The sequence below is a fragment of the Streptomyces sp. NBC_01506 genome (assembly GCF_045040295.1).
In the GTDB taxonomy this organism is placed as follows: Bacteria; Actinomycetota; Actinomycetes; order Streptomycetales; family Streptomycetaceae; genus Streptomyces.
In genome coordinates this window covers 8,408,791-8,429,949 of record NZ_CP109422.1, presented here as the reverse complement: position 1 = coordinate 8,429,949, position 21,159 = coordinate 8,408,791, and the positions used below count along the sequence as shown (strand labels likewise).

Sequence of the window (21,159 nt, the reverse complement as noted above, 5' to 3'; positions counted from 1 at the left end):
CCGCGCTCTCGCGGGGGATCATCGGGCGGAACCCTCCGCGTTCCTGGCCGCCGCACCGTGAGGAGACCCGGCGTTGAGAGATCCGAACGGCTCCCGCCGGACGGTTCGGGCCCAGAGCGGCTTCGCCTACGGCGTGAGGGGCGCGGACATCCATGTCTTCGGCGACGGCGTGCCCCTGTACGTACTTCAGAACCGGCGGCCCCCGCCGCGCAGCGACGCGCAGTGGTTACGGGAGTTGCCCAGCCGCATGCTCAACGCCCGCCACGCGGTCGTCGACTTCACCGGCCGCGAGAGCGAACTCGCCGATCTGCGTCACTGGCGCGACAACGGGCCGCGGCTGAGCGTGCGTTGGCTGCACGGTCCGGGCGGGCAGGGCAAGACGCGGCTGGCGGACCACTTCGCCGACCGGTGCGGCGCCATCGGCTGGAAGACCGTCACCGCCGCGCATGGCCCCGGCACCGTCCTTCCTCCGCCCGGCAGCCAGGACCTGCGCGTGGAGAGCGGTGCCCGGGGTCTGCTGCTGGTGGTCGACTACGCCGACCGCTGGCCCCTGACCCACCTGACCTGGCTGCTCGGCAACGCCCTGCTCCACCGGGACGCCGTGCCGACCCGGGTCCTGCTGCTGGCACGTACCGCCGACACCTGGCCCGCGATCCGCGCCGATCTGGCCGACCATCGGGCGGGGGCCTCCGCCCACTTCCTGGAGCCGCTGTCCGCCCGGGAGGCCGGGCCGCGTACCCGGATGTTCCACGCCGCCCGCGACAGCTTCGCCGCCCGCTACGGGCTGACCGCCCCGGCCGGTGTGGCGGCGCCCGGCCCGCTGGAGCACCCGGACTTCGGGCTCACCCTCGCCGTACACCTCGCGGCCCTGGTCGCCGTCGACGCCCACGCCACCGGTCGGCGGCCCCCGTCCGACATGGCGGGCCTGACCGTCTATCTCCTGGACCGCGAACATCTGCACTGGGCCCGCCTGTTCGGCGACGCCCGCCACGAACTCGACCCCGCCGAGCGCACCTACGTCACCGCCCCGCAGGTGATGAACCGGACCGTGTTCACCGCCGCCCTCACCGGCAGCCTGGAACCTTCCGTGGGCGTCGCCGTCCTCGCCACCCTCGCCGCCCCGCACTCCCGGCCCGCTCCGGACAGGGTGCTCGCCGACCATGCCGTCTGCTATCCGCCGGCGGACCCCCACCGGGACACCGTCCTGGAACCGCTGTACCCCGACCGGCTCGCCGAGGACTTCCTCGCCCTCACCCTCCCCGGCCATCAGGCCGACTACCCCGCCCAGCCCTGGGCGCCCCCCACCACCACCTCGCTGCTGAGCCGGCGGGGCGCCGACCGGTCCGCACCCGACTGGACGCCACGGGCGATCACGTTCCTGGCGACCGCCGCCCAGCGCTGGCCCCATCTCGGCCCGCGTCATCTCTATCCCCTCCTGCGTGCCGACCCCCGGCTCGCGATCGAGGCGGGCAGCGCCGCCCTGACCGCGCTCGCCGCCCTGGACGACATCGATCCCGCGCTTCTCGAGGCCGTCGGGGCGCTCTTTCCCCATCCCGAACGCCACCCGGACCTGGACCCCGGCATCGCCGCTTTCACGGTCCGTCTGGCCGAGCACTGGTTCTCCCTCAGCGACGACCCGGCGGTGCACGCGAGCGTTTCCGCGCATCTCGGTCTGCGCTTCGCCAACGCCGGGCTCCATGAGCGAGCCGTGGACGAGCAGCAGTACGCGGTGGCGATCTACCGCCGACTGGGCGCCGGGAACGGCGGGGCCCACGCGCGTGACCTCGGGGTGTCGCTGTACCTCCTCGGCGCTTCGCTCGGCGTGTCGGGCAGAGCGGACGAGGCACTGGCGGTGACGGAGCAGGCGGTGGCCGTCTTCCGCCGACTGGCCGAGACGCAACCCCACGACGGCGCCGCCCCCACCGCTCGTCAACTCCTCGCCGCCGCCCTGACCAATCTGGGCCTCTGGCTGGCGGCGGTGGGACGCAGGGCCGAGGCCCTGGCGGCGTCCCGGCAGGCCGCGATCCTGGAGCCGCCCGACGAGACCGACACCGCCCGAGCGGCCTCGCACGCGCAGTTCCTGCACAACCACGCCAACCACCTGCTGGACGCCGGGCGTTCGGCCGAGGCTCTGGCGGCCACCGAGCGCGCGGTGGCCGCCCGGCAGCGGCTCGCCGAGGCCGACCCCGCCGCCCACACCCATGATCTGGCGGACTCGCTGACGAATCTCGGCAACAGCCTCGCCTCGACGGGCCGTCAGGAGGAGGCGCTGGCAGCGACCGAGCGGGCGGTCGCCCTGTACCGCCGACTGGCCGAAGTCAATCCCGCGGCCTACGAAGCGGGCCTGGCCAACGCGCTGAGCAGCGCCGGTGCCGACCTGTCCGGGACAGGGCGGCTCGCGGAGGCGACAGCGGCGGGAGAGGAGGCTGTCGCCATCCGGCGACGGCTGGCACGGGCGAACCCCGCCGCCCATGAGCCCGATCTCGCCGTCTCGCTGTCCAACCTCGCCCTGTTCCGGTTACGGGTGGGACGCGCACCGGCCGCGCTGGAGGTCGCGGAGGAGGCGGTGGCCATCCATCACCGACTGAGCGAGACGAATCCGGCGGCGTACGAGACCAGGCTGGCGGACTCGCTCAACCACCTCGGCCAGAGCCTGCTGACGCTGGGGCGGGGGACCGAGGCGGCGACGGCCATGGGCCGGTCGGTGGCCCTGCTGCGCCGACTGGCCCAGCACGACACCGGCGCCTACGAGTTGAGGCTCGGCCGCTCGCTGCACGACCTCGGCCTTCTCCTCGTCATGCTGGAGCGGTGGGCGGACGCGGAGCGTGCCGCCGAGGAGGCCGTGGCCATTCTCCGTCCGCTGAGCGAGGCGAACGCTCCCGCGCACGAGCTGGAGCTGGCGAAGGCGCTGACGACCCTCGCCGCCGCGCTGGCCCGACAGGGCCGGTGGGCCCATGCCCTGCGGGCGGCCGAACAACCGACGGCGCTCCATCGCCGACAGCCCGACGCCCCTCTCGCCGGTCATGAAGGACTGCTCGCCAACCTGTTGACCGGCCTCGGCATCCATCTGGCCGGGACGGGGCGGTGGGCGCAGGCGCTGGAGGCGTTCACCCAGGCCGTGTCCGTACAGCGCCGGGTGACCGAGAGCCACCCCGCCACCCGCCCCGATCTCGCCGGCTGTCTGCGGAACCTCGGCGGCCATCTGGCGATCGGGGAACGGTGGGGCGAGGCGGTGGCCGCCGCCGAGGAATCGGCACAACTCCTGCGCCCGCTCACCGCGCCGCACCCCGGCGTTCACGAGCCCACCCTCGCCGCCGCGCTGACCATCCTGAGCCACGCGCTCGGGCGGCTCGGGCGCCGGGCCGAAGCGAGTCGGGCGTCCCAGGAGGCGGCGTCGCTCAGCCACGGGCCGTTCTGACCTGTGTCAACTCGGCTCTTGGACACGATCCCGGTCGGCTCCGACATCGGCGAGCAGCCGGGCCGGGTTGACGGGTGTACGACCGGGTGGCGCGGGTGGCGTACGCGTCGATGAGGGTGGTCACGGCGTGCGGCCACGGCGAGGTGCTGGGGAAGTCGGCGGGCGGGTTCCAGTGGGTGGCGATCCGGTCGAGGAGTTGCCCGGTCGTGGGCCGGTCGGCGGGATCCTTGGCCAGGCAGTCGGTGATCAGCGTGCGTAACGGGCCGTGCAGGGCGCCCAGTTGTGGCTCGCCGGTGACCACGCGGTAAAGCACCGCCAGCGGCGGGCCGTCACCGAACGGCTCATCCCCGGTCACGGCGAAAGCGGGCACGGCTGGACCGGGAGCGGCGCGCGCCTGTCAGGGCATCCGGGCGACGCCCCCGTAGATGTCGGTTCGTTCCGGGGCCGTTCCGGGGGCCGGACGCCACAAAGGGCAGGAGACGATGCCGGGGTCCAGAACGTCGAGGCCGTCGTAGAAAGCGGCGATCTGTTCGGGGCTGCGCAGGACGTAGGGGACGGCGCCGGTGTCGTTGTAGCCCTGCTGGGCCTTGGCGAGTTCCGGGTCGGTGTCGATGCCGTCGTAGTGCACGAAGTAGCTGCCGGAGGGCAGTGCGGCATGGAGATGGCGGACGATCGCCCGCGCCTCTTGGTCGTCCGGTATGTGGCCGAGGATGCCCATGAGCATCAGGGCGACGGGCTGGTTGAAATCGAGGATCCTGCGGGCCTCGTCGAGGATCTTCTCCGGGTCGTGCAGGTCGCCGTCGATGGAGTCCGTGATGCCCTCGGGCGTCGCGTAGAACAGTGCCTGCGCGTGTGCCAGGACGACCGGGTCGTTGTCGACGTAGACGACCTTGGCCCGGGGAGCGATTCTCTGGGCGACCTCGTGCGTGTTGTCGTTGGCCGGCAGACCGACGCCGATGTCGAGGAACTGGCGGACGCCCAGCTCACCGGCGAGAGCCGTCACCGCGCGGATCAGGTACTCGCGGGACTCCTGGGCCATCGCCACGACTTGAGGGGCGATCTCGCGGTAGGTCTCGCCGGCCTCCTGGTCGACCTCGTAGTTGTCCTTGCCGCCCAGCCAGTAGTTCCAGATGCGTGCGGAGTGCGGGACGGAAGGGTCGATGTCGGGCACGGTGTTGTCTCCGGAGGGGGTCAAGTCAGTACCGGCCCAGAAGACAGAGCGGGCGAACATTGACGGCCTTCTTCGGACGCCGGGTGGGAATCGTCGGCGGCTGTGGCCGTCGGCTTGAGCCTTCGGAGCGAAAGAGCTGTGGGCACGCGGGCATCCCCTTGTGGTGTGGGGGGAGCTCCTGTGTCAGGGGCCGGCGGCCAAGGAGGGGTGTTCCCTCCCCTGGCTCGGGCACGTCTATCCTGAGCACGGCGCGTGCTGGTACACGCTGCCGGAGCTCCACCAGGGCTGAGGTCGAATTCGTGTTCTGGTGGTGCCGTGAGTTGGTTCAGTGGTGGCCGTTCCTTCGCCAAAAGGGGCGGCCATCGCGCTCCGTGCGGGCTGAGGTCAGTGGTCGCCCGCCACGGTTCCATCAGCCTCCCCGCTGACAGCGCGCCTTCCCCGGGACGGCTGTCGCGGATCACGCCTGTTCATTCGTCCTCCCCGTCTGTTCCATGACGCGTACGCGAACGGAGCACCGGCTCGTACCGGCTCGCGGCGTCTCACCACCCCCAACTGCACTGCCACTGCGGCGGGTTAGACATACTCAAGGGGTTGCGCACAGAGATTGCAAGGTACAAAGTTTGCACTGCCCGCAGGTTGAGGAAAGTGCCGGAAGGGGAGTCCGTGGCTCGTGAAAGGTCTGGCAGGACCGTCGCGCACCGCGTGCTCGCCACCCGGCTCCAGACCCTGCGCGAAGCCGCGGGGATATCCCGGGAAGACGCTGCCGACGCGCTCGGAGCCCACGCGGCAACCGTCCGCCGCATCGAACTGGCCGAGACATCCCTGGATGAAGGCCAGGTCCACGCCCTGCTGACGGCGTACGGCGCGGGAGTTGCCGAAATCGAGGGGTTCCTCGGGCAGCTCGCGACGGCCAATCTCCCGGGGTGGTGGCATCCGTGGCGGTCTGTCCTGGAGGCATGGCAGCTCGACCTGATGAGTGTGGAGTCCGCGACGCGGATCATCCGCGTGTGGGAGCCGGCACTCGTTCCCGCCCTGCTGCGTACACCGTCCTACGCTCGCGCCGTCGATGACGTCCGCAGACCTGAGCTGTCCCCTGCGGACAAGGACCGGCGGACGGAGCTGCTGATGGAGCGCCAGAAGCGGTTGCGTGAGCAGAACACGCGCATCTGGGCAGTCATGTCAGCCGCGGCGCTGCGGACGTGGGTGGGCGGCGACGGGGTGATGGCCGAGCAGCGGCAGGCGCTGCGGGCAGCCGTCGAGCGCCCCGATGTGACCTTGCAGATTCACCCTCTGGAGGGGCCTTTCCACGTCATGACCGGCATGCCGACCGTGACCCTGTACCGGGTCGACGTGCCGGAGATCCCTGATCACGTGGTCCGTGAAGGAGGTCTGCCCGGAACCGCCGAAGTCTCGGACACGCGGCACGTGGTGACGGCGTATCACGTGTTGCTGGACCACGCCTGTGTTATCGCATCTCACCCTGACAAATCGAAAGAGGCGTTGGAATGACCGAACCGACCCGTCCGTCCCCACAGATCGATACGTCCGTCGCTCATAGTGCGCGCGTCTGGAACTACTGGCTGGGTGGGAAGGACCACTACCCCGCCGACCAGGCCGCCGGTGACGCCTACAGCAGCAAGTACCCCCATATCGTCCCGTTCGCCGGGGAGTCCCGGGACTTCCTGCGGCGTACCACCACGTTCCTGGCCAGGGAAGCCGGGATTCGGCAGTTCATCGATCTGGGTGCCGGGCTGCCGACGAGCAACAACACCCACGAAGTCGCACAGCGGATCTCGCCCGACTCCCGGGTGGTCTACATCGATCACGACCCGATCGTGCTGCTGCACGTCCACGCGCTGCTCACCAGCACCCCCGAAGGCGCTACGGCCTATGTGCAGGCGGACATGCGTGACACGGACACCGTCTTAACGGGTGCGGCCAAGACGCTGGACATGACCAAGCCGATCGCTCTGGTCATCAGCGACGTGCTGGGCCATATCGTCGAATGGGAAGAAGCCCGGGGTCTGGTGCGTCGGCTGATCGACCAGTTGCCGCCGGGCAGCTATCTGTCACTGAGCCACTCCACCGCCGCGGACGAGGAGCACCAGGTGGTGCAGGACGAATACAACAGCTCCGGGGCGATTCCCTACATCTTGCGGGAGCCGTCGGTGGCCATCGAGCTTTTCGAGGGCACCGAGCTGATCGAACCCGGGTTCACGAGCTGGCCGCGCTGGCGCCCGGACGCGAACACCGGCCGTCTCACCGACCGTGCGGGCTGGGGCGGGGTGGCTCGGATCTCATGATGTCGGGCGGTGGGGGGCCCGCGCCTTCCTCTCCCGTGGAGGTGACGCGGTATCAGGTGGTGCGACGGCTCACCCGTGCGGCGGCCCACTCGGACGACCGTCTGATCGCCGAGGCCGCGGCCCTGGCCGAGGGCTGGGCGGTCCTGGTGGACCTCACGGGTGGCGTCGTCTGTAGCACCCCCCACACCGCCGGACCCCGGGGGGTGCGTGCCGCCGCGCACCCCCAGCTCTACCCGCGACTGACGATCCGCAAGATGGCCGGTGCCGTCCTGGTCGTCGGCCCCGGCACGGCATCACCGGCGTCCCGCGGCGACCTGGTCGCGCGAACCGCCGTCGATCTGCTCCGCATAGGGGCCCGGGTTCGCCGGGCGGAGGAGACACACCACGCCGAGCAGCGGCTGCACACCGCCGTTCTGCGTCTCCTGCTGAGCGGGCGGCCTCACCTGGCCACCGACGTGCTGGGCGGCGCCGCCGTCACGCATGCCACGGTGTTCCGGCTGGTCGGGCAGTCGGTCCAGGCCGCGTACCAGGCTCATTGGCGAGCGGTGCGGCCCGGCGTGTCCCTCGGTGACCCCCGCGTGCTGGTGTGTGTGGAGGGGAACGAGTTGGTGGTCGTCGCGCTCCACGGCATGGGCGACGACCGCCACTCGGTACGCCCGCTCCTCACGCGCGTCGCCGCCCGGCATCAGTTGGCCGGGGGGTTCTCGGACCCTCTGCCGCTGGACATGGCCGCCACCGCATGGGCCGAGGCCGGGAACGCGCGTCACGGCGCGAGTGCCGGCCACCTGACGTCCGCGACCGTCCTGGGTTCGCGCGGGCTGCTGCACGTCGTTCCCGCCCATCGGCTCACCTCCTGGTCAGCGGCGGTCCTCAAGCCCCTGGACCGCGAGCAGCACCGGACGCTGGAGGCATACCTGCGGTCGGGATCCGCTCAGGCCGCCGCATCGGTGCTCGACGTGTCCGAGGGCACCGTGCGCACACGGCTGCGCGGGATCGGTACTCTGCTCGCCGCCGAGCCGGACAACCCCACCGTGCAGGCACAGCTCCTGCTGGCGATGCGGGCCCCGGCCGCTCCCGTACGGATCAGATCGTCCGCACGCCTTGTTCCCGACCCCCCGCTGCCCACCGATCTGCTCAACGCCGAGCACGCCCGTCGCTGGGCCTCGGCCCTTCTCGAGCCACTGGACCAACCGCTGCGTATCGCCCTTCGGTGTTGGCTCCAGCACCGTGGCCGCACGGCTCCCGCCGCCGCTGAGCTGAGTCTGAGCCGGAGCACGCTCACCGACTGGCTGGGCAAGTGCGGCAAGGCGCTGTCCCTCGATCTGTCGTCCGCGACGGTGCGGGCGGAACTCCACCTGGCCGCCGAGACGATCGCGACTCCCGGCGACGGCCCGGCTCTGTTGCCACGGCGAGGAGGCAGAACGTATCGCGGGCAGCGGCGTCACTGAACGGCCAACCGACCACGGCTGCCCGCGCGCCAGGCTTCACGATCAGGCCCGCCTCTTCGATACTGAGTCGGCGTCAGCCCCGCCGCAGAACGCCGTGGTCCCGCACTGGCCGACAAGGCGCGCGCATGACCCACCGCATACCGGCTGACCAGGTAATACCCAGCTCAGAAGCCTGGCTGGTGACCTTCCGAGGAGGACCCGTTGAGAATGCTCATCAATGTGCCGGAGACCGTCGTCGCCGACGCGCTGCGCGGGATGGCCGCCGCGCACCCCGACCTGTCCGTCGATGTGGACAACCGTGTCGTCGTACGCCGGGACGCGCCCGTCGAGGGAAAGGTGGGACTCGTCTCGGGCGGCGGCTCCGGGCATGAGCCGCTGCACGGGGGGTTCGTAGGGCCCGGCATGCTCTCCGCCGCCTGTCCGGGTGAGGTCTTCACCAGTCCCGTACCCGATCAGATGGTGCGGGCCGCCACCGCCGTGGACAGTGGCGCGGGCGTGCTGTTCATCGTCAAGAACTACACCGGTGACGTCCTCAACTTCGACATGGCCGCCGAGCTGGCCGAGGACGAGGGCATCCGCGTCGGCAAGGTCCTGGTCAACGACGACGTCGCGGTGACCGACAGCCTGTTCACGGCGGGCCGGCGCGGTACGGGCGCGACGCTGTTCGTCGAGAAGATCGCCGGCGCCGCCGCCGAGGAGGGCGCGCCGCTGGAGCGGGTCGAGGCGCTCGGCCGTCAGGTCAACGACAGCGCGCGCAGCTTCGGTGTCGCCCTCAGCGCCGTGACGACTCCGTCGAAGGGCAGCCCGACGTTCGATCTGCCGGACGGCGAGCTGGAGCTGGGCATCGGGATCCACGGCGAGCCGGGGCGGGAGCGGCGCGCCATGATGACATCGCGTGAGATCGCGGACTTCGCCGTGGACGCGGTGCTGGAGGATCTGCGCCCGTCCGGCCCGGTGATCGCGCTCGTCAACGGTATGGGGGCGACGCCGCTGCTGGAGCTGTACGGCTTCAACGCCGAGGTGCAGCGGGTGCTTGCCGAGCGGGGCGTCGCGGTGGCCCGTACGCTCGTCGGGAACTACGTGACCTCGCTCGACATGGCCGGCTGCTCGGTGACGCTTTGCCAGGTCGACGAGGATCTGCTGCGGCTCTGGGACGCGCCGGTGCAGACACCCGCGCTGCGCTGGGGCCGCTGACCCGCGGAGGCTTCCCGGGGACCCGCACGCACATACGCCCGACGCTTTTCGAGGAGATCTTGTGTCCGACCAGGATTCCGAGCCGGTGCTCGACGCCGACTTCTTCCGCCGCTGGCTCACGGCGGTGGCCGCCTCCGTGGAACGGGAGGCGGACCGGCTCACCGAGCTCGACTCGGCGATCGGCGACGCCGACCACGGCAGCAATCTCCAGCGCGGCTTCCGGGCCGTGACCGCGGCGCTGGAGTCGGAGCCGCCGGCCACACCCGGCGCCACACTGATCCTCGCGGGGCGGCAGTTGATCTCCACCGTGGGCGGCGCCTCGGGGCCGCTGTACGGGACGCTGCTGCGGCGTACGGGCAAGGCGCTCGGCGACGCCGCCGAGGTCACGGCCGCGCAGTTGGCCGAGGCGCTGGGCGCCGGGGTCGCGGCCGTGGCGCAGTTGGGCGGCGCGAAGGCCGGGGACAAGACGATGATCGACGCGCTGGAGCCCGCGGTGGCGGCGCTCGGCACGTCGTTCGCGGCGGCGGCGACCGCCGCCGAGGAGGGCGCGGTGGCGACCGTGCCGCTCCAGGCCCGCAAGGGCCGGGCCAGCTATCTCGGCGAGCGCAGCATCGGGCACCAGGATCCGGGCGCCACGTCATCCGCGCTGCTGATCGCGGCCCTGGCAGCGACGGCGGGCGCATGAGTACCGACAAGCTCGTCGGGGTCGTGCTGGTGTCGCACAGCCGGGCGGTGGCGGAGGCGGTCGCCGAGCTGGCGGTCGGGCTCGCGGGCGGTGGTACGACCGCTCCGGTGGCCGCCGCCGGCGGCACTCCGGACGGCGGGCTCGGCACCAGTTCCGAGCTGATCGCGGCGGCCGCCGCCGAGGTGGACCGGGGCGCGGGCGTCGCGCTGCTGGTGGATCTGGGCAGTGCCGTGCTGACGGTGAAGTCGTTGCTGGCCGAGGGCGACGAACTGCCGCCGGGCGCACGGCTGCTGGACGCGCCGTTCGTGGAGGGCGCGGTGGCGGCCCTGGTCACGGCGTCGGCGGGGGCGGACCTGGACGCGGTGGCGGCGGCGGCCTCGGAGGCGTACGACTACCGCAAGGTCTGAGGCCACCGCCGGGCGTCGGCCGGTGCTTTTAGGATGCGCTCATGTCCCTCCCCCACGCCATTCTCACCGCCCTCCTCGAGCGACCGTCGTCGGGTCTGGAACTGACCCGCCGCTTCGACCGGTCGATCGGCTACTTCTGGTCGGCGACGCATCAGCAGATCTACCGGGAGCTGGGCAGGCTGGAGGAGTCGGGGTACATCCGGGCCTTGGCGTCGGCGCGGCCGGCCCGTGGGCGGAAGAAGGAGTACGAGGTGCTGCCCGCCGGTCGCGAGGCACTGACCGGGTGGGTGGCGAGCCGGGAGGATCCCAGGCCCCTGCGGGACCCTCTGCTGCTGAGGATGCGGGCGGCTGCGGTGGTCGGAACGGACGGGCTCCCGGCCGAGCTGCGCCGCCATCTGGCCCTGCATGAGCGGCAGTTGGCCGAGTACCGGGACACCGAGGCTCGGGACTTCGCACCGGACGCGGAGCCCTCGGCGACAGAGGCGGACCGGCTGCGGCGTCTGGTGCTGCGCGCCGGAATCGGTCTGGAGGGTGTGTGGGTCGACTGGCTCACCGAAGCGCTCCGCGAGTCGGACCGAGGATAGAGGTTCACGTACGGCATGTCCCCCGTACGTGAACGCCGTCCGGCACGTGAGTCGATTCCGACATACTGGACGACCACGATCAACTGCCGCACGGAACGGGAGACATGCGTATGGACGACGACGTGGCCGGCCGGGCGGCGGCGCCCCGCGCCGGGGAGCGGACCCCGCCCTACCGGCACACGGGCCGCCCGGCGCGGCACGCGGTGGTGATCGGCGGCGGCATCGCGGGCCTGCTCACGGCGCAGGTGCTCGCCGCCCACGCCGACCGGGTGACGATCGTCGAACGTGACCTGCTCCCCGACGGGGCGAAGCCACGGTCGGGTGTCCCGCAGGGCAGCCATGTCCATCTGCTGCTCACCGGCGGCCAGTTGGCGCTGGAGACCCTGCTCCCCGGCATCGTCGCCGAGCTTCGGGAGCACGGCGCGCCCGAGGTCGGGATGCCGGGCGACCTGGTGCAGTGGCAGTCGGGCAGGTGGCACCGCCGCACCCCCTCCACCGATCGTCTCTTCACCGCCTCCCGTCCGCTGCTCGAATGGCTCGTACGCCGCAGGGTCCTGGCGGATCCACGGATCGCGACGGTGCGGGGTACGGAGGTGGTGGGCCTGCTCGGTGACGCGGTCCGTACGACCGGAGTGCTGCTCCGGGAGAGGGGAGCCGCGCCCAGAGCCGAAGCCGGGGCCGGAGCGGGGGCCGGGGCCGGAGCGGGGGCCGGGGCCGACGCCAAGGCCGCCCGCGCGGGCGTCGTCACCCGCGCGTTCACCGCCGATCTGGTCGTGGACGCCTCGGGCCGCGGTTCACGCGCGCCGGGCTGGCTCACGGCTGTCGGCGCCGAGCCGCCGCGGCAGGAGACGCTGGACAGCGGACTCGTCTACGCCTCGCGCGTCTACCGTCCCGGCGAGGACGCCAGCACCACCGACGCCACCGGGTACTTCGTCGTCCCCGACCCCGCCCAGACGCGCGGCGCCGTCGCGCTGCCGATGGAGGACGGCCGCTATCTCGTCTCCTTCTCGGGCGCGCACGGAAGCGAACCTCCTTCGGACGAGGAGGAGTTCGCCGATTTCGCCGCCCGGCTGCCGCATCCGTTCCTGTACGAGTGGCTGAGGCGCGCCGAGCCGGACTCGCCCGTGCGCGCGTTCCGGTACACGGCCAACGTCCGCCGCCGGTACGACCGTCCGGGCCGCCGCCCGGCCGGCTTCCTCGCCACCGGCGACGCGCTGTGCGCCGTCAACCCGGTCTACGGGCAGGGCATGACCGTCGCCGCCCAGAACGCCGTCGCGCTGCGCGAGGCGCTGCGGGACCGGCGCCGTACGCCCACGACGCGGCGGGTGCAGCGGGCGCTCCTGCGCTCCTCGCGGCAGGCGTGGGACATCGCGACCGGGACGGACCGGACGCTGCCGGGCGCCGTCGGTGACGCGGCCCGGACCCGCCCGGCCGACCGGCCCGCGGCCTGGTATCTGGCGCGGGCGGGGCAGCGGGCGGGCGGAAATCCCGTCGTCGGTACGCCGTTTCGTTCCGCGCTGCACCTCGCCTCGCCGCTGCGTGTGCTGTTCGCGCCGCGTGTCGTACGCGCCGTGCTGTTCGGTCCTGTCCCGCGCGCGCCCGCCGGGCCGCCGATGTGGCGGGAGCCCGCCGGTCCCACGTCGGCGACCTGATAACTTCTACATCACTGTAGAAATAAGCACTGTCCGTGCCACCCCTTCCCCCCGGTACGGGCAGCCCGAGACATACGGAGCACTCATGGCCCTGTGGGATCGCCTCAAGGAATCCGCCCAGACGATGCAGACCCAGCTTGAGGCGAAGAAGAACGACCTCAAGAGCGGCGCGTTCCGTGACGCCAGCATGGCGATGTGCGCCCTGGTCGCGATGGCCGACGGTTCCATCGACCCGGCGGAGCGTCAGCGCGTCACGCAGTTGATCATGAGCAACGACGTGCTGCGGAACTTCCCGCCCGCCGATCTGCAGAAGCGGTTCGACGACTATCTGAACCAGCTCATCGCCGACATGGCGATCGGCAAGGTCAGCGTGCTCCAGGAAATCGCCAAGGCGAAGAAGAAGCCGGCCGAGGCGCGTGCCGTCATCCAGATCGGCATCATCATCGGCGGCGCCGACGGCAACTTCGACGCCCAGGAGCGGGCCATCGTACGCGAGGCGTGTTTCGCGCTCGACCTCCAGCCGCAGGAGTTCGACGTCTAGGCCCTGTCCGGCGGATCTTCGGGGGTCCGCGCTCAAGAACCGGACGGGCCGCGTGTGCGGCCCGTCCGGTTCTTGCTGGGGAGCCAACCACCGGACGGCTCACGTGAGTTCACAGCGGACCGGCCTTCAGTACGAGGAACAGCGTGACCGTCGCGTTCGCCGAGGAGAGCGCCGACCCGAGCGTCCCGGCGGCAGCGGCCCAGGCCGCCAGACCGACCGCCGTGAAGACCGGGGGCCAGCGCCCGGCCGACGGCGCGGGCTCCAGCAGCGCGGCCACCCGGCGCGGCACCGGTCCCGGCGCGGCGAAGCCGGACAGCGTCGGGGTGGGCGTGCCGCGCGAGACGAGCGCCGCCTTGCCGATGGCCCGCGCCACCACCCGCCGCTCGCCCGTCACCCGGGCCGCCTCCTCGTCCGCCCACCGCTCCGTCGTGTAGGCCACGGCCGACCGCAACGGCAGCAGCAGCGGGTTGGCCCGCGCGGCGAAGCGGACGACGAGCAGATAGCGGTGGTGGTACCCGGCGAGATGGGCCCGTTCATGGGCGACGAGTGCCGTGCGTTCGTCGGCGTCCAGACACGCGAGCATGGCCGTGGAGACGACGATCCGGCCCCCGGAGATCCCGCCGCGTACGGACTGCCGCGCGGCGCGCCCGACCCCGAACCACGCGCGGGGCGCCGCCGAGCCGGTCCGCACGCCCGGCAGCGCGTACGCGTACGCGGCCTCGTCCGGCACCACGGTCGGTTCGCCGTCCGGCACCGGCACCCCGGCCAGCGCGTCCTCGGCCCGGCGGCGGACACGGCGGTGTCTGCGGGCGGCCGTGGACCACGACACGGCCACGGCGAGCAGCGCGACGACGGCGCCCTTGCCGGCGGCCTCCTCGTACGGCGCGGTGCCGGGGGCCTCCCGTTCGGCCCAGGCGTCGGGCAGCGGATGGCCGGGCAACTGCACCGTACCGACGACCACCAGCAGCCCGAGACAGACCGTGCTGCACACGGCCAGTGCGGCGGCCAGCGCCGACAACAACCGTGTGGCGACCCGTGGATGGAGATGCCGCTCGGCGAGTCGCGCGATCGGCACGGCGGTCAGGGGCAGCAGCAACGGCAGCAGGACGAACACTCCCATGCGCTCAGCCCTCCGTCCCGTCCTCGGGAAGACCGAGGAGTTCGCGCAGCAGCCGCTCGTCGTCCGGCGAGAGCGTGGTGACGAACCGGGCCAGTACGGCTTCGCGGTCCGACTCCGCGTCCAGTACCCGGCGCATCCGCAGGGCGGCGAGCCCCGCCTCGTCGGAGGTCGCGCACCATTCGAAGAACCGGCCCACCCGCTCGCGGGTGACCGCCCGTTTGGCCTGGAGTCTGGTCAGGATGGTCATGACCGTGGTGTACGCCAGATCCCCGCCGAGCCGGTCGAGCACCCAGCCCGCGTTGACCGGCCCCGGCGCCTGCCGCAGCACGGCGAGCACCTGGGCCTCCAGCTCACCCTGGCCGCGCCGCCGCGGGCGGTCACCCATGCCGTCCGTGTCCACCTGCTCCCTCATACCGTCTCCCTCCGCACACCTGCGGCCCGGGGCCATCCGGCGCAGCCCCGGCGTGGCGGCTTCGCAGCCCCGCACACACTTCTACAGTGTTGTAGATTTTGATTCCGGTCACCAGCTCAACTCAGGAGGAGCAGCGTGGGAGTTTCCCTGTCCAAAGGCGGCAATGTCTCGCTCACCAAGGAGGCGCCGGGGCTGACAGCCGTCCTGGTCGGCCTCGGTTGGGACGTCCGCACCACGACCGGTACCGACTACGACCTGGACGCCAGCGCCCTGCTGGTCAACGAGGCCGGGAAGGTCGGCACCGACCAGAACTTCGTGTTCTACAACAACCTCAAGAGCCCTGACGGCTCGGTCGAGCACACCGGTGACAACCTCACCGGCGAGGGCGAGGGTGACGACGAGGTCGTCAAGGTGAACCTGGCCGCCGTCCCCGCCGAGATCACCAAGATCGTCTTCCCGGTGTCGATCCACGACGCCGAGAGCCGCGGCCACAGCTTCGGCCAGGTCCGTAACGCGTTCATCCGCGTGGTGAATCAGGACGGCGGCGCCGAGCTGGCGCGCTACGACCTCAGTGAGGACGCGGCGACGGAGACGGCCATGGTCTTCGGTGAGCTGTACCGCAACGGCGCCGAGTGGAAGTTCCGCGCCGTGGGCCAGGGTTACGCCTCCGGCCTCACCGGCATCGCCACCGACTTCGGTGTCGGCGTCTGAGCCTTGACGGCTCGCCGGTAGCCCACACCCAGGGCAGACGAAGGGGCTCGGAGCGCGTGAGGCGCGCTTCGAGCCCCTTCGGCGTGTCCGCACCCGTGACGTGGTCCGGGGCGTCGGCTCCTCAGCCGTGCGAGTGGGCCGTGTCCGTCGGCTCCGGAGCGGCGGACGACTGCGTGCCGGACTCCTCGGCGACAGGCTCCTCCACGACCGGCGACGGCTTCGGCGCCGGCTTGCGCGTGAGGCGCCGGGCGAGCGGTTCGGTCCAACGGGCGGCCAGCGGCCCGAGGATGACCAGGATCAGTACGTACGCGGTGGCCAGCGGTCCGATCCGGGGCTCGACGCCCACGGCCAGCCCCGCGATGACGATGGAGAACTCCCCGCGCGCGACGAGCGTGCCGCCCGTACGCCAGCGGCCCGCCGTTTTCACGCCCGCTCTGCGTGCCGCGTACCAGCCCGTGGCGATCTTCGTCAGCGCGCTGACGACGGCCAGGATCAGGGCGGGCACGAGCACCGGCGGAATGGCGGCGGGGTCGGTGTTCAGTCCGAAGAAGACGAAGAAGACCGCGGCGAAGAGGTCGCGCAGCGGCGCGAGCAAGTTGTGGGCGCCTTCGGCCACTTCACCGGAGAGCGCGATACCGACGAGGAACGCGCCGACGGCCGCCGAGACCTGGAGTTCCTGCGCGACACCCGCGACCAGTACGGTCAGCCCGAGGACGACCAGCAGCAGCATCTCCGGGTTGTCGGAGGAGACCGCGCGGCTGATGAGGCGGCCGTGGCGCAGCGCGACGTACAGCACGAGGCCCACACTGCCGAGCGAGATCAGCAGTGTGAGGCTGCCGCCCGCGAGGCTCAGTCCGGCCAACAGCGCGGTGAGCAGCGGCAGATAGACGGCCATGGCGAGGTCTTCGATGACCAGGACACCGAGGATGACGGGGGTTTCGCGGTTGCCGAGCCTGCCGAGGTCGCCGAGCACCTTGGCGATGACGCCGGAGGACGAGATCCAGGTGACGCCCGCGAGCGCGACGGCGGCGACGGCGCCCCAGCCCAGGAGGAGCGCGGCGATCGCGCCGGGCAGGGCGTTGAGGACGAAGTCGACGATGCCGGAGGGGTACTGGGTCTTGAGGTTGGTGACGAGTTCGGAGGCGCTGTACTCCAGCCCGAGCAGCAGCAGGAGCAGGATGACACCGATCTCGGCGCCCGTGGCGATGAACTCCTCACTGGCCGCCATGGGGATGAGCCCGCCGTGGCCGAAGGCCAGTCCCGCCAGCAGATAGAGCGGGATGGGCGAGAACCCCACCCGCCCGGCGAGCCGGCCGAGCAGGCCCAGGCCGAGGATGACGGCCCCGAGTTCGATGAGCAGCGCGGTCGTGTCGTGCACGGGCGATTATCCTCCGGCGATCAGTTCGGCGACGGCGTCCACGCCTTCCCTGGTGCCGACGACGACGAGCGTGTCCCCCAGAGCGAAGCGGAAGTCCGGGGTGGGCGAGGGGACGGCGTCGGTGCGGCGCAGGACGGCGACGATGGACGCACCGGTGCGGGCACGGGCCTGGGTGGAGCCGAGCGTTCGCCCCGCGAAGGGGGAGCGTTTGGTGATCGGGATGTGCTCGGTGACGAGGTCGATCTCCAGATGCTGGTGCAGATGCCCGACCGGGTCGGGCATGAGGAGTTTGGACAGCGCCGTCGCCTCGTACGGGGCCAGCGGTGTGGAGTCCTTGCAGTTGTCGTCGTCCTCGGGGTCGTGGAAGCCGACGATGCGGCGCCCGTCCTGGTGCACGACGACCGAGATATGACGGCCCGAGTCGGTGTTCAGGTCGTAGCGGGTACCGACCCCGGGCAGGGCGGTCTTGCTGACGTGAGCGGTGTGCTCCATAGGAAGGCGCTCCATACGGGCATGCGGGCGTAGGGGCATGCGTTGGTGGTGTGCGGGCACGAGGCCCCTGGCGGGGAAATTCTCCACCATGCGGCGCGGCGGGGGCCCGTCAGTCGGCGTCGGCGTCGGCGGCCGGCCGCGACGGTAAGGCGGTGCGGGTGCGCTCGTCCATGAGTCGCCCCTCCGCCTCGACCACCGATCGGCAATGAGCAGCCCAACTCTCAACCGAGCGGCGGCAACTCGTCGTCCATTTTAACGTAAAAGAAAATGGGCTAATTGCGGCGATCTGTGGGGATATTGACGGTTGCGCGTCAGGACGGGGGCGGAGTTCCGCGCCGTATGTGCTCCCGGTCCGGGTCGAAGAGATACCCGGCCGCGCCGGACACCACGAGCCCGCCCGCGAGCAGGAGCCCGTGTCCCAGGGCGATCCCCAGCGCCAGCAGACCGAGCCCGGCGGCGAGCGTCAGCCAGGCGGCGCCGCGCCGGTACTCCCGCGGTCGGCAGGGCAGGCCGCGTTCGAACGCGGCGGCGAAGCGCGGGTCGTCGTGCCGCAGCCGGTCGGCGAGATCGTCGAGAAGCCGGTCCTCGTCGGGGGCGTGCATGAGACCTCCTCCCCCGGAATGTCTGTGTCCACGATCACCCGCCGCACGGCACCGTCACCATCGGTGCCGGCACCCATATCGGGGGGTGTGGACCATGTAGCCGGAGCAGGCGGGACGCGTATCCGGGCCGGGGGACATGCAGATCGCCGGGGGTGACGGCAAGACGCGGCGCGTACGGGCGATAGTGAGGAGGTCCACCCCGAGGAGGCCGTACTCCGTGTCCCTGTTCTGGCGCATCTTCCTGCTCAACGCCGCCGTGCTGTTCGCGGCGACCGCGCTGCTGCTGCTCGGCCCCGTCACGGTCTCCACGCCGGTCCTGCTCACCGAGGCGATGATCATGGCCGCCGGTCTGGTCGCGATGCTGATCGCCAACGCCGCGCTGCTACGGATCGGACTCGGGCCCCTGCAACGCCTCACCCGCGCGATGACCACCACCGATCTGCTGCGGCCGGGACCCCGGCCGGCCGTGGCCGGACACGGCGAGATCGCCGAGCTGATCCGTACGTTCAACACGATGCTGGACCGGCTGGAGGCCGAACGCGCGGCCAGCAGCGCGCTCGCGCTCTCCGCGCAGGAGGCCGAACGCCGCAGGATCGCCCAGGAGTTGCACGACGAGATCGGCCAGACCCTGACCGCCGTCCTGCTCGATCTGCGGCGCGTCGCCGGCCGGGCGCCCGAGCCGCTGCGCGACGAACTGCTCCAGGTCCAGGAGACCACCAGAGGCAGCCTGGACGAGATCCGCCGGATCGCGCGGCGGCTGCGCCCCGGTGTGCTGGAGGAGTTGGGGCTGATCAGCGCGCTCAAGGCGCTCGCGAACGAGACCACCAGCCACACCCCACTCACCGTCAGGCGCAGCTTCGACAGCGATCTGCCCACGCTGGACCGCGAGGTCGAGCTGGTCCTCTACCGGGTCGCCCAGGAAGGGCTCACCAACATCGTCCGGCACGCGCGCGCGGCGCGGGTCGATCTGGCGCTGCACCACGGCACGCCGGGACTCGAACTGCTGGTCAGGGACGACGGGCGCGGCATCGGTACGGCCGCGGAGGGCGCCGGTATCCGGGGCATGCGCGAGCGCGCCCTGCTGATCGGCGCCGACGTGTCGGTGGGGGACGCGCCGGGCGGCGGTACGCGGGTACGGCTGCACGTCCCCGCCGCACACCTCGCACCGGCCACGCATCTGACGAACGGGAGCCACTGACCGCCATGACCGACCCGAACTCCGGTCCCACCCGGACAGGACCTGGCGCCGGCGAGCCGGGGCCGACGCGCATCCTGCTCGCCGACGACCACGCCCTCGTACGGCGCGGGGTGCGGCTGATCCTCGACGCGGAGCCGGACCTGACCGTCGTCGCGGAGGCGGGCGACGGTGCCGAGGCCATCGAGACGGCCCGCGAACACCGGCCCGATCTGGCCATCCTGGATATCGCGATGCCCAGGATGACCGGCCTCCAGGCCGCCCGCGAGCTCTCCAGGCTGTTGCCGGACACCCGCATCCTGATCCTGACGATGTACGACAACGAGCAGTACTTCTTCGAGGCGTTGAAGTCCGGCGCGAGCGGTTATGTGCTCAAGTCGGTCGCGGACCGCGATCTGTTGGAGGCGTGCCGGGCGGCGATGCGCGACGAGCCGTTCCTCTATCCCGGCGCCGTCACCGCCCTCATCCGCAACTACCTGGACCGGGTGCGCCGGGGCGAGAGCATCCCGGAGAAGGCCGTGACCGTACGGGAGGAGGAGATCCTGAAACTCGTCGCCGAGGGCCACTCGTCGAAGGAGATCGCCGACCTGCTCGTCATCAGCGCCAAGACGGTTGAGCGTCATCGGGCCAATCTGCTCCAGAAGCTGGGCCTCAAGGACCGCGTGGAGCTGACCCGTTATGCCATCCGGGCCGGTCTCATCGAGCCCTGACCGGCGTACGGTTGTCAGTCCCGGCGCCGGGCTCCGGGGCAGGGTCATACTCACGCACCGCACCACGAGAGCGGAATGAGGCGACGCCATGTCCCCGCACACCCCCTGGGAGTTCACGGACGATCGCGGCCAACTGACCGTCGCGGACCGCCGACCGGACCGGGTGGTGGCCTACGTACAGGCGGGCGCGACCCTGTGGGACCACGGCCTGCGGCCCCTGGGCGTCTTCGGGTCCCACCACGACGGCGACTCCCCCGACCCCGCGAAGGCGGGCGGGCTGCCGCTCGACAGCATCCGGGACTTCGGGGCGGGCGCCACGGTCGACGCGGATGCCGTCATCGCCGCCGGAGCGGACCTGCTGGTCGCCGTCAGCTACGGCGGCGGGCAGATCTACGGCATCGATCCGCACACGGCCAAGCATCTTCAGGAGCGGCTGCCCGTGGTCGTCATCGACGTGGGCAAGGACCGTCCGCTGGACGGGATCAGGGACCGGTTCACGGCGCTCGCCCGCTCGCTCGGCGCACCGCACGAGCCCGACGCACAGGACCTTCGGTGGGCGCGGGCCCGGCTGCGTACGGTCACCGCCCGGCCCGTCACGGCCCGGGTGCTCGCCCTGTCGGCGGCCGGGCCCGGCACCGTACATCTCGCGCGGCCCGGCAGTTGGCCGGACCTGCGGGCGCTGGCGGCGCTCGGTGTCGATCTGCTCGATCCCGGGCAGGAGGCGGGCGGCAACTGGCTGACCACCGACTGGTCGCGGGCGCTCGCGCTCGAACCGGACGTGGTGCTCACCGACATACGCGCGAACGCGGCCACGCCCGACGCGCTCAGGAGCGACCGGCACTGGCGCACGCTCCACGGGCGGGTGCGCACCGTGGCGTGGAATCCGGAGGCGCCGCTCAGCCACCGGGGGCACGCGCGGTTCGTGGACGCGGTGGCCGAGGCGCTGTAGGCGCGGCGCGCCGGGTCGGGTCGGGTCGGGTCGGCTCAGGCCGCGCGGTTCCGTACCGCCATGTGCCCGCTCCGGGAAAGTGGGGAATCTGCAAAAAGCCTAACTTTCCTCGCAGGTCATCGCAGAACGCCGCACGCCCTCCGAGGGCCCCTGGGGCTCCGGTCCTGTCGTGTCAGGCGTCGGCGTC

Annotated in this window: 21 protein-coding genes; 14 read left to right on the top strand and 7 right to left on the bottom strand. The window is 71.8% G+C overall.

The genetic code is table 11. The features are described from left to right. Positions 1-73 precede the first annotated feature (73 nt). The gene (locus tag OG329_RS37865) at positions 74-3,418 is read left to right on the top strand and encodes a tetratricopeptide repeat protein (protein ID WP_405801308.1); all 3,345 of its coding nucleotides are present in this window, start codon (positions 74-76) and stop codon (positions 3,416-3,418) included. Here the strand turns inward: OG329_RS37865 and OG329_RS37860 are convergent. Together OG329_RS37860 and OG329_RS37855 are read right to left on the bottom strand one after the other, a co-directional pair. Continuing rightward, positions 3,399-3,773, bottom strand: coding sequence for a hypothetical protein (locus OG329_RS37860; protein ID WP_405801307.1), 375 nt, complete (start codon positions 3,771-3,773; stop codon positions 3,399-3,401). The two genes, OG329_RS37865 and OG329_RS37860, sit on opposite strands and share 20 nt — an antisense overlap. A 42-nt stretch (positions 3,774-3,815) precedes the next feature. Then, a complete protein-coding gene (locus OG329_RS37855; RefSeq protein WP_405801306.1) occupies positions 3,816-4,589 on the bottom strand; it encodes an SAM-dependent methyltransferase in 774 nt (257 codons plus the stop codon). A gap of 663 nt (positions 4,590-5,252) precedes the next feature. Here OG329_RS37855 and OG329_RS37850 point away from each other — a divergent pair. The 9 genes from OG329_RS37850 to OG329_RS37810 all read left to right on the top strand — a co-directional run bounded on the left by OG329_RS37850 (position 5,253) and on the right by OG329_RS37810 (position 13,403). Beyond that, positions 5,253-6,098 carry a helix-turn-helix domain-containing protein gene (locus OG329_RS37850; protein ID WP_405801305.1) on the top strand — a complete coding sequence of 282 codons (846 nt, stop codon included), beginning with the start codon at positions 5,253-5,255 and terminating at the stop codon, positions 6,096-6,098. Continuing rightward, a complete protein-coding gene (locus OG329_RS37845; protein WP_405801303.1) occupies positions 6,095-6,892 on the top strand; it encodes an SAM-dependent methyltransferase in 798 nt (265 codons plus the stop codon). Before OG329_RS37850 ends, OG329_RS37845 begins: the two co-directional genes overlap by 4 nt. 41 nt (positions 6,893-6,933) lie before the next feature. Beyond that, positions 6,934-8,340, top strand: coding sequence for a helix-turn-helix domain-containing protein (locus OG329_RS37840; protein ID WP_405801302.1), 1,407 nt, complete (start codon positions 6,934-6,936; stop codon positions 8,338-8,340). A 201-nt stretch (positions 8,341-8,541) separates the two neighbouring features. Then, positions 8,542-9,534 carry a dihydroxyacetone kinase subunit DhaK gene (gene dhaK / locus OG329_RS37835; RefSeq protein ID WP_405801301.1) on the top strand — a complete coding sequence of 331 codons (993 nt, stop codon included), beginning with the start codon at positions 8,542-8,544 and terminating at the stop codon, positions 9,532-9,534. An 85-nt stretch (positions 9,535-9,619) separates the two neighbouring features. After that, positions 9,620-10,219 carry a dihydroxyacetone kinase subunit DhaL gene (dhaL, locus tag OG329_RS37830; protein ID WP_405802218.1) on the top strand — a complete coding sequence of 200 codons (600 nt, stop codon included), beginning with the start codon at positions 9,620-9,622 and terminating at the stop codon, positions 10,217-10,219. Continuing rightward, the gene (locus OG329_RS37825; protein ID WP_405801299.1) at positions 10,216-10,626 is read left to right on the top strand and encodes a PTS-dependent dihydroxyacetone kinase phosphotransferase subunit DhaM; all 411 of its coding nucleotides are present in this window, start codon (positions 10,216-10,218) and stop codon (positions 10,624-10,626) included. Before dhaL ends, OG329_RS37825 begins: the two co-directional genes overlap by 4 nt. A gap of 41 nt (positions 10,627-10,667) precedes the next feature. Then, entirely contained in the window at positions 10,668-11,210 is a 543-nt protein-coding gene (locus OG329_RS37820) for a PadR family transcriptional regulator (protein ID WP_405801297.1), read from the top strand. Positions 11,211-11,320: 110 nt separating this feature from the next. Further along, positions 11,321-12,862, top strand: coding sequence for an FAD-dependent oxidoreductase (locus OG329_RS37815; RefSeq protein WP_405801296.1), 1,542 nt, complete (start codon positions 11,321-11,323; stop codon positions 12,860-12,862). A gap of 85 nt (positions 12,863-12,947) precedes the next feature. After that, positions 12,948-13,403 (top strand): tellurite resistance TerB family protein, encoded by a 456-nt coding sequence (locus tag OG329_RS37810; RefSeq protein WP_405801295.1) that lies wholly within the window; start codon positions 12,948-12,950, stop codon positions 13,401-13,403. Between the two features lie 109 nt (positions 13,404-13,512). Here OG329_RS37810 and OG329_RS37805 read toward each other — a convergent pair whose 3' ends face one another. Together OG329_RS37805 and OG329_RS37800 are read right to left on the bottom strand one after the other, a co-directional pair. Continuing rightward, positions 13,513-14,523 (bottom strand): M56 family metallopeptidase, encoded by a 1,011-nt coding sequence (locus OG329_RS37805; protein WP_405801294.1) that lies wholly within the window; start codon positions 14,521-14,523, stop codon positions 13,513-13,515. A gap of 4 nt (positions 14,524-14,527) precedes the next feature. Then, positions 14,528-14,935, bottom strand: coding sequence for a BlaI/MecI/CopY family transcriptional regulator (locus tag OG329_RS37800; protein ID WP_405801292.1), 408 nt, complete (start codon positions 14,933-14,935; stop codon positions 14,528-14,530). A 135-nt stretch (positions 14,936-15,070) separates the two neighbouring features. Between OG329_RS37800 and OG329_RS37795 the strand changes: the two genes are divergently transcribed. Further along, a complete protein-coding gene (locus OG329_RS37795) occupies positions 15,071-15,646 on the top strand; it encodes a TerD family protein (RefSeq protein WP_405801290.1) in 576 nt (191 codons plus the stop codon). A 121-nt stretch (positions 15,647-15,767) separates the two neighbouring features. Here OG329_RS37795 and OG329_RS37790 read toward each other — a convergent pair whose 3' ends face one another. The 3 genes from OG329_RS37790 to OG329_RS37780 form a co-directional block, all read right to left on the bottom strand. Beyond that, the gene (locus tag OG329_RS37790; protein ID WP_405801289.1) at positions 15,768-17,024 is read right to left on the bottom strand and encodes a cation:proton antiporter; all 1,257 of its coding nucleotides are present in this window, start codon (positions 17,022-17,024) and stop codon (positions 15,768-15,770) included. Positions 17,025-17,030: 6 nt separating this feature from the next. Next, the gene (locus OG329_RS37785; protein WP_405801288.1) at positions 17,031-17,516 is read right to left on the bottom strand and encodes a cation:proton antiporter regulatory subunit; all 486 of its coding nucleotides are present in this window, start codon (positions 17,514-17,516) and stop codon (positions 17,031-17,033) included. A gap of 311 nt (positions 17,517-17,827) precedes the next feature. Beyond that, on the bottom strand, positions 17,828-18,118 hold the full coding sequence (locus tag OG329_RS37780) for a DUF3040 domain-containing protein (RefSeq protein WP_405801286.1): 291 nt from the start codon (positions 18,116-18,118) through the stop codon (positions 17,828-17,830). Between the two features lie 217 nt (positions 18,119-18,335). Here OG329_RS37780 and OG329_RS37775 point away from each other — a divergent pair, with 217 nt between their 5' ends. The 3 genes from OG329_RS37775 to OG329_RS37765 all read left to right on the top strand — a co-directional run bounded on the left by OG329_RS37775 (position 18,336) and on the right by OG329_RS37765 (position 20,972). Further along, the gene (locus tag OG329_RS37775; protein WP_405801285.1) at positions 18,336-19,316 is read left to right on the top strand and encodes a HAMP domain-containing sensor histidine kinase; all 981 of its coding nucleotides are present in this window, start codon (positions 18,336-18,338) and stop codon (positions 19,314-19,316) included. A 5-nt stretch (positions 19,317-19,321) separates the two neighbouring features. Beyond that, the gene (locus OG329_RS37770) at positions 19,322-20,023 is read left to right on the top strand and encodes a response regulator (RefSeq protein ID WP_405801284.1); all 702 of its coding nucleotides are present in this window, start codon (positions 19,322-19,324) and stop codon (positions 20,021-20,023) included. Positions 20,024-20,111: 88 nt separating this feature from the next. Continuing rightward, the gene (locus OG329_RS37765; protein WP_405801283.1) at positions 20,112-20,972 is read left to right on the top strand and encodes an ABC transporter substrate-binding protein; all 861 of its coding nucleotides are present in this window, start codon (positions 20,112-20,114) and stop codon (positions 20,970-20,972) included. The last annotated feature ends 187 nt before the right edge of the window (positions 20,973-21,159 follow it).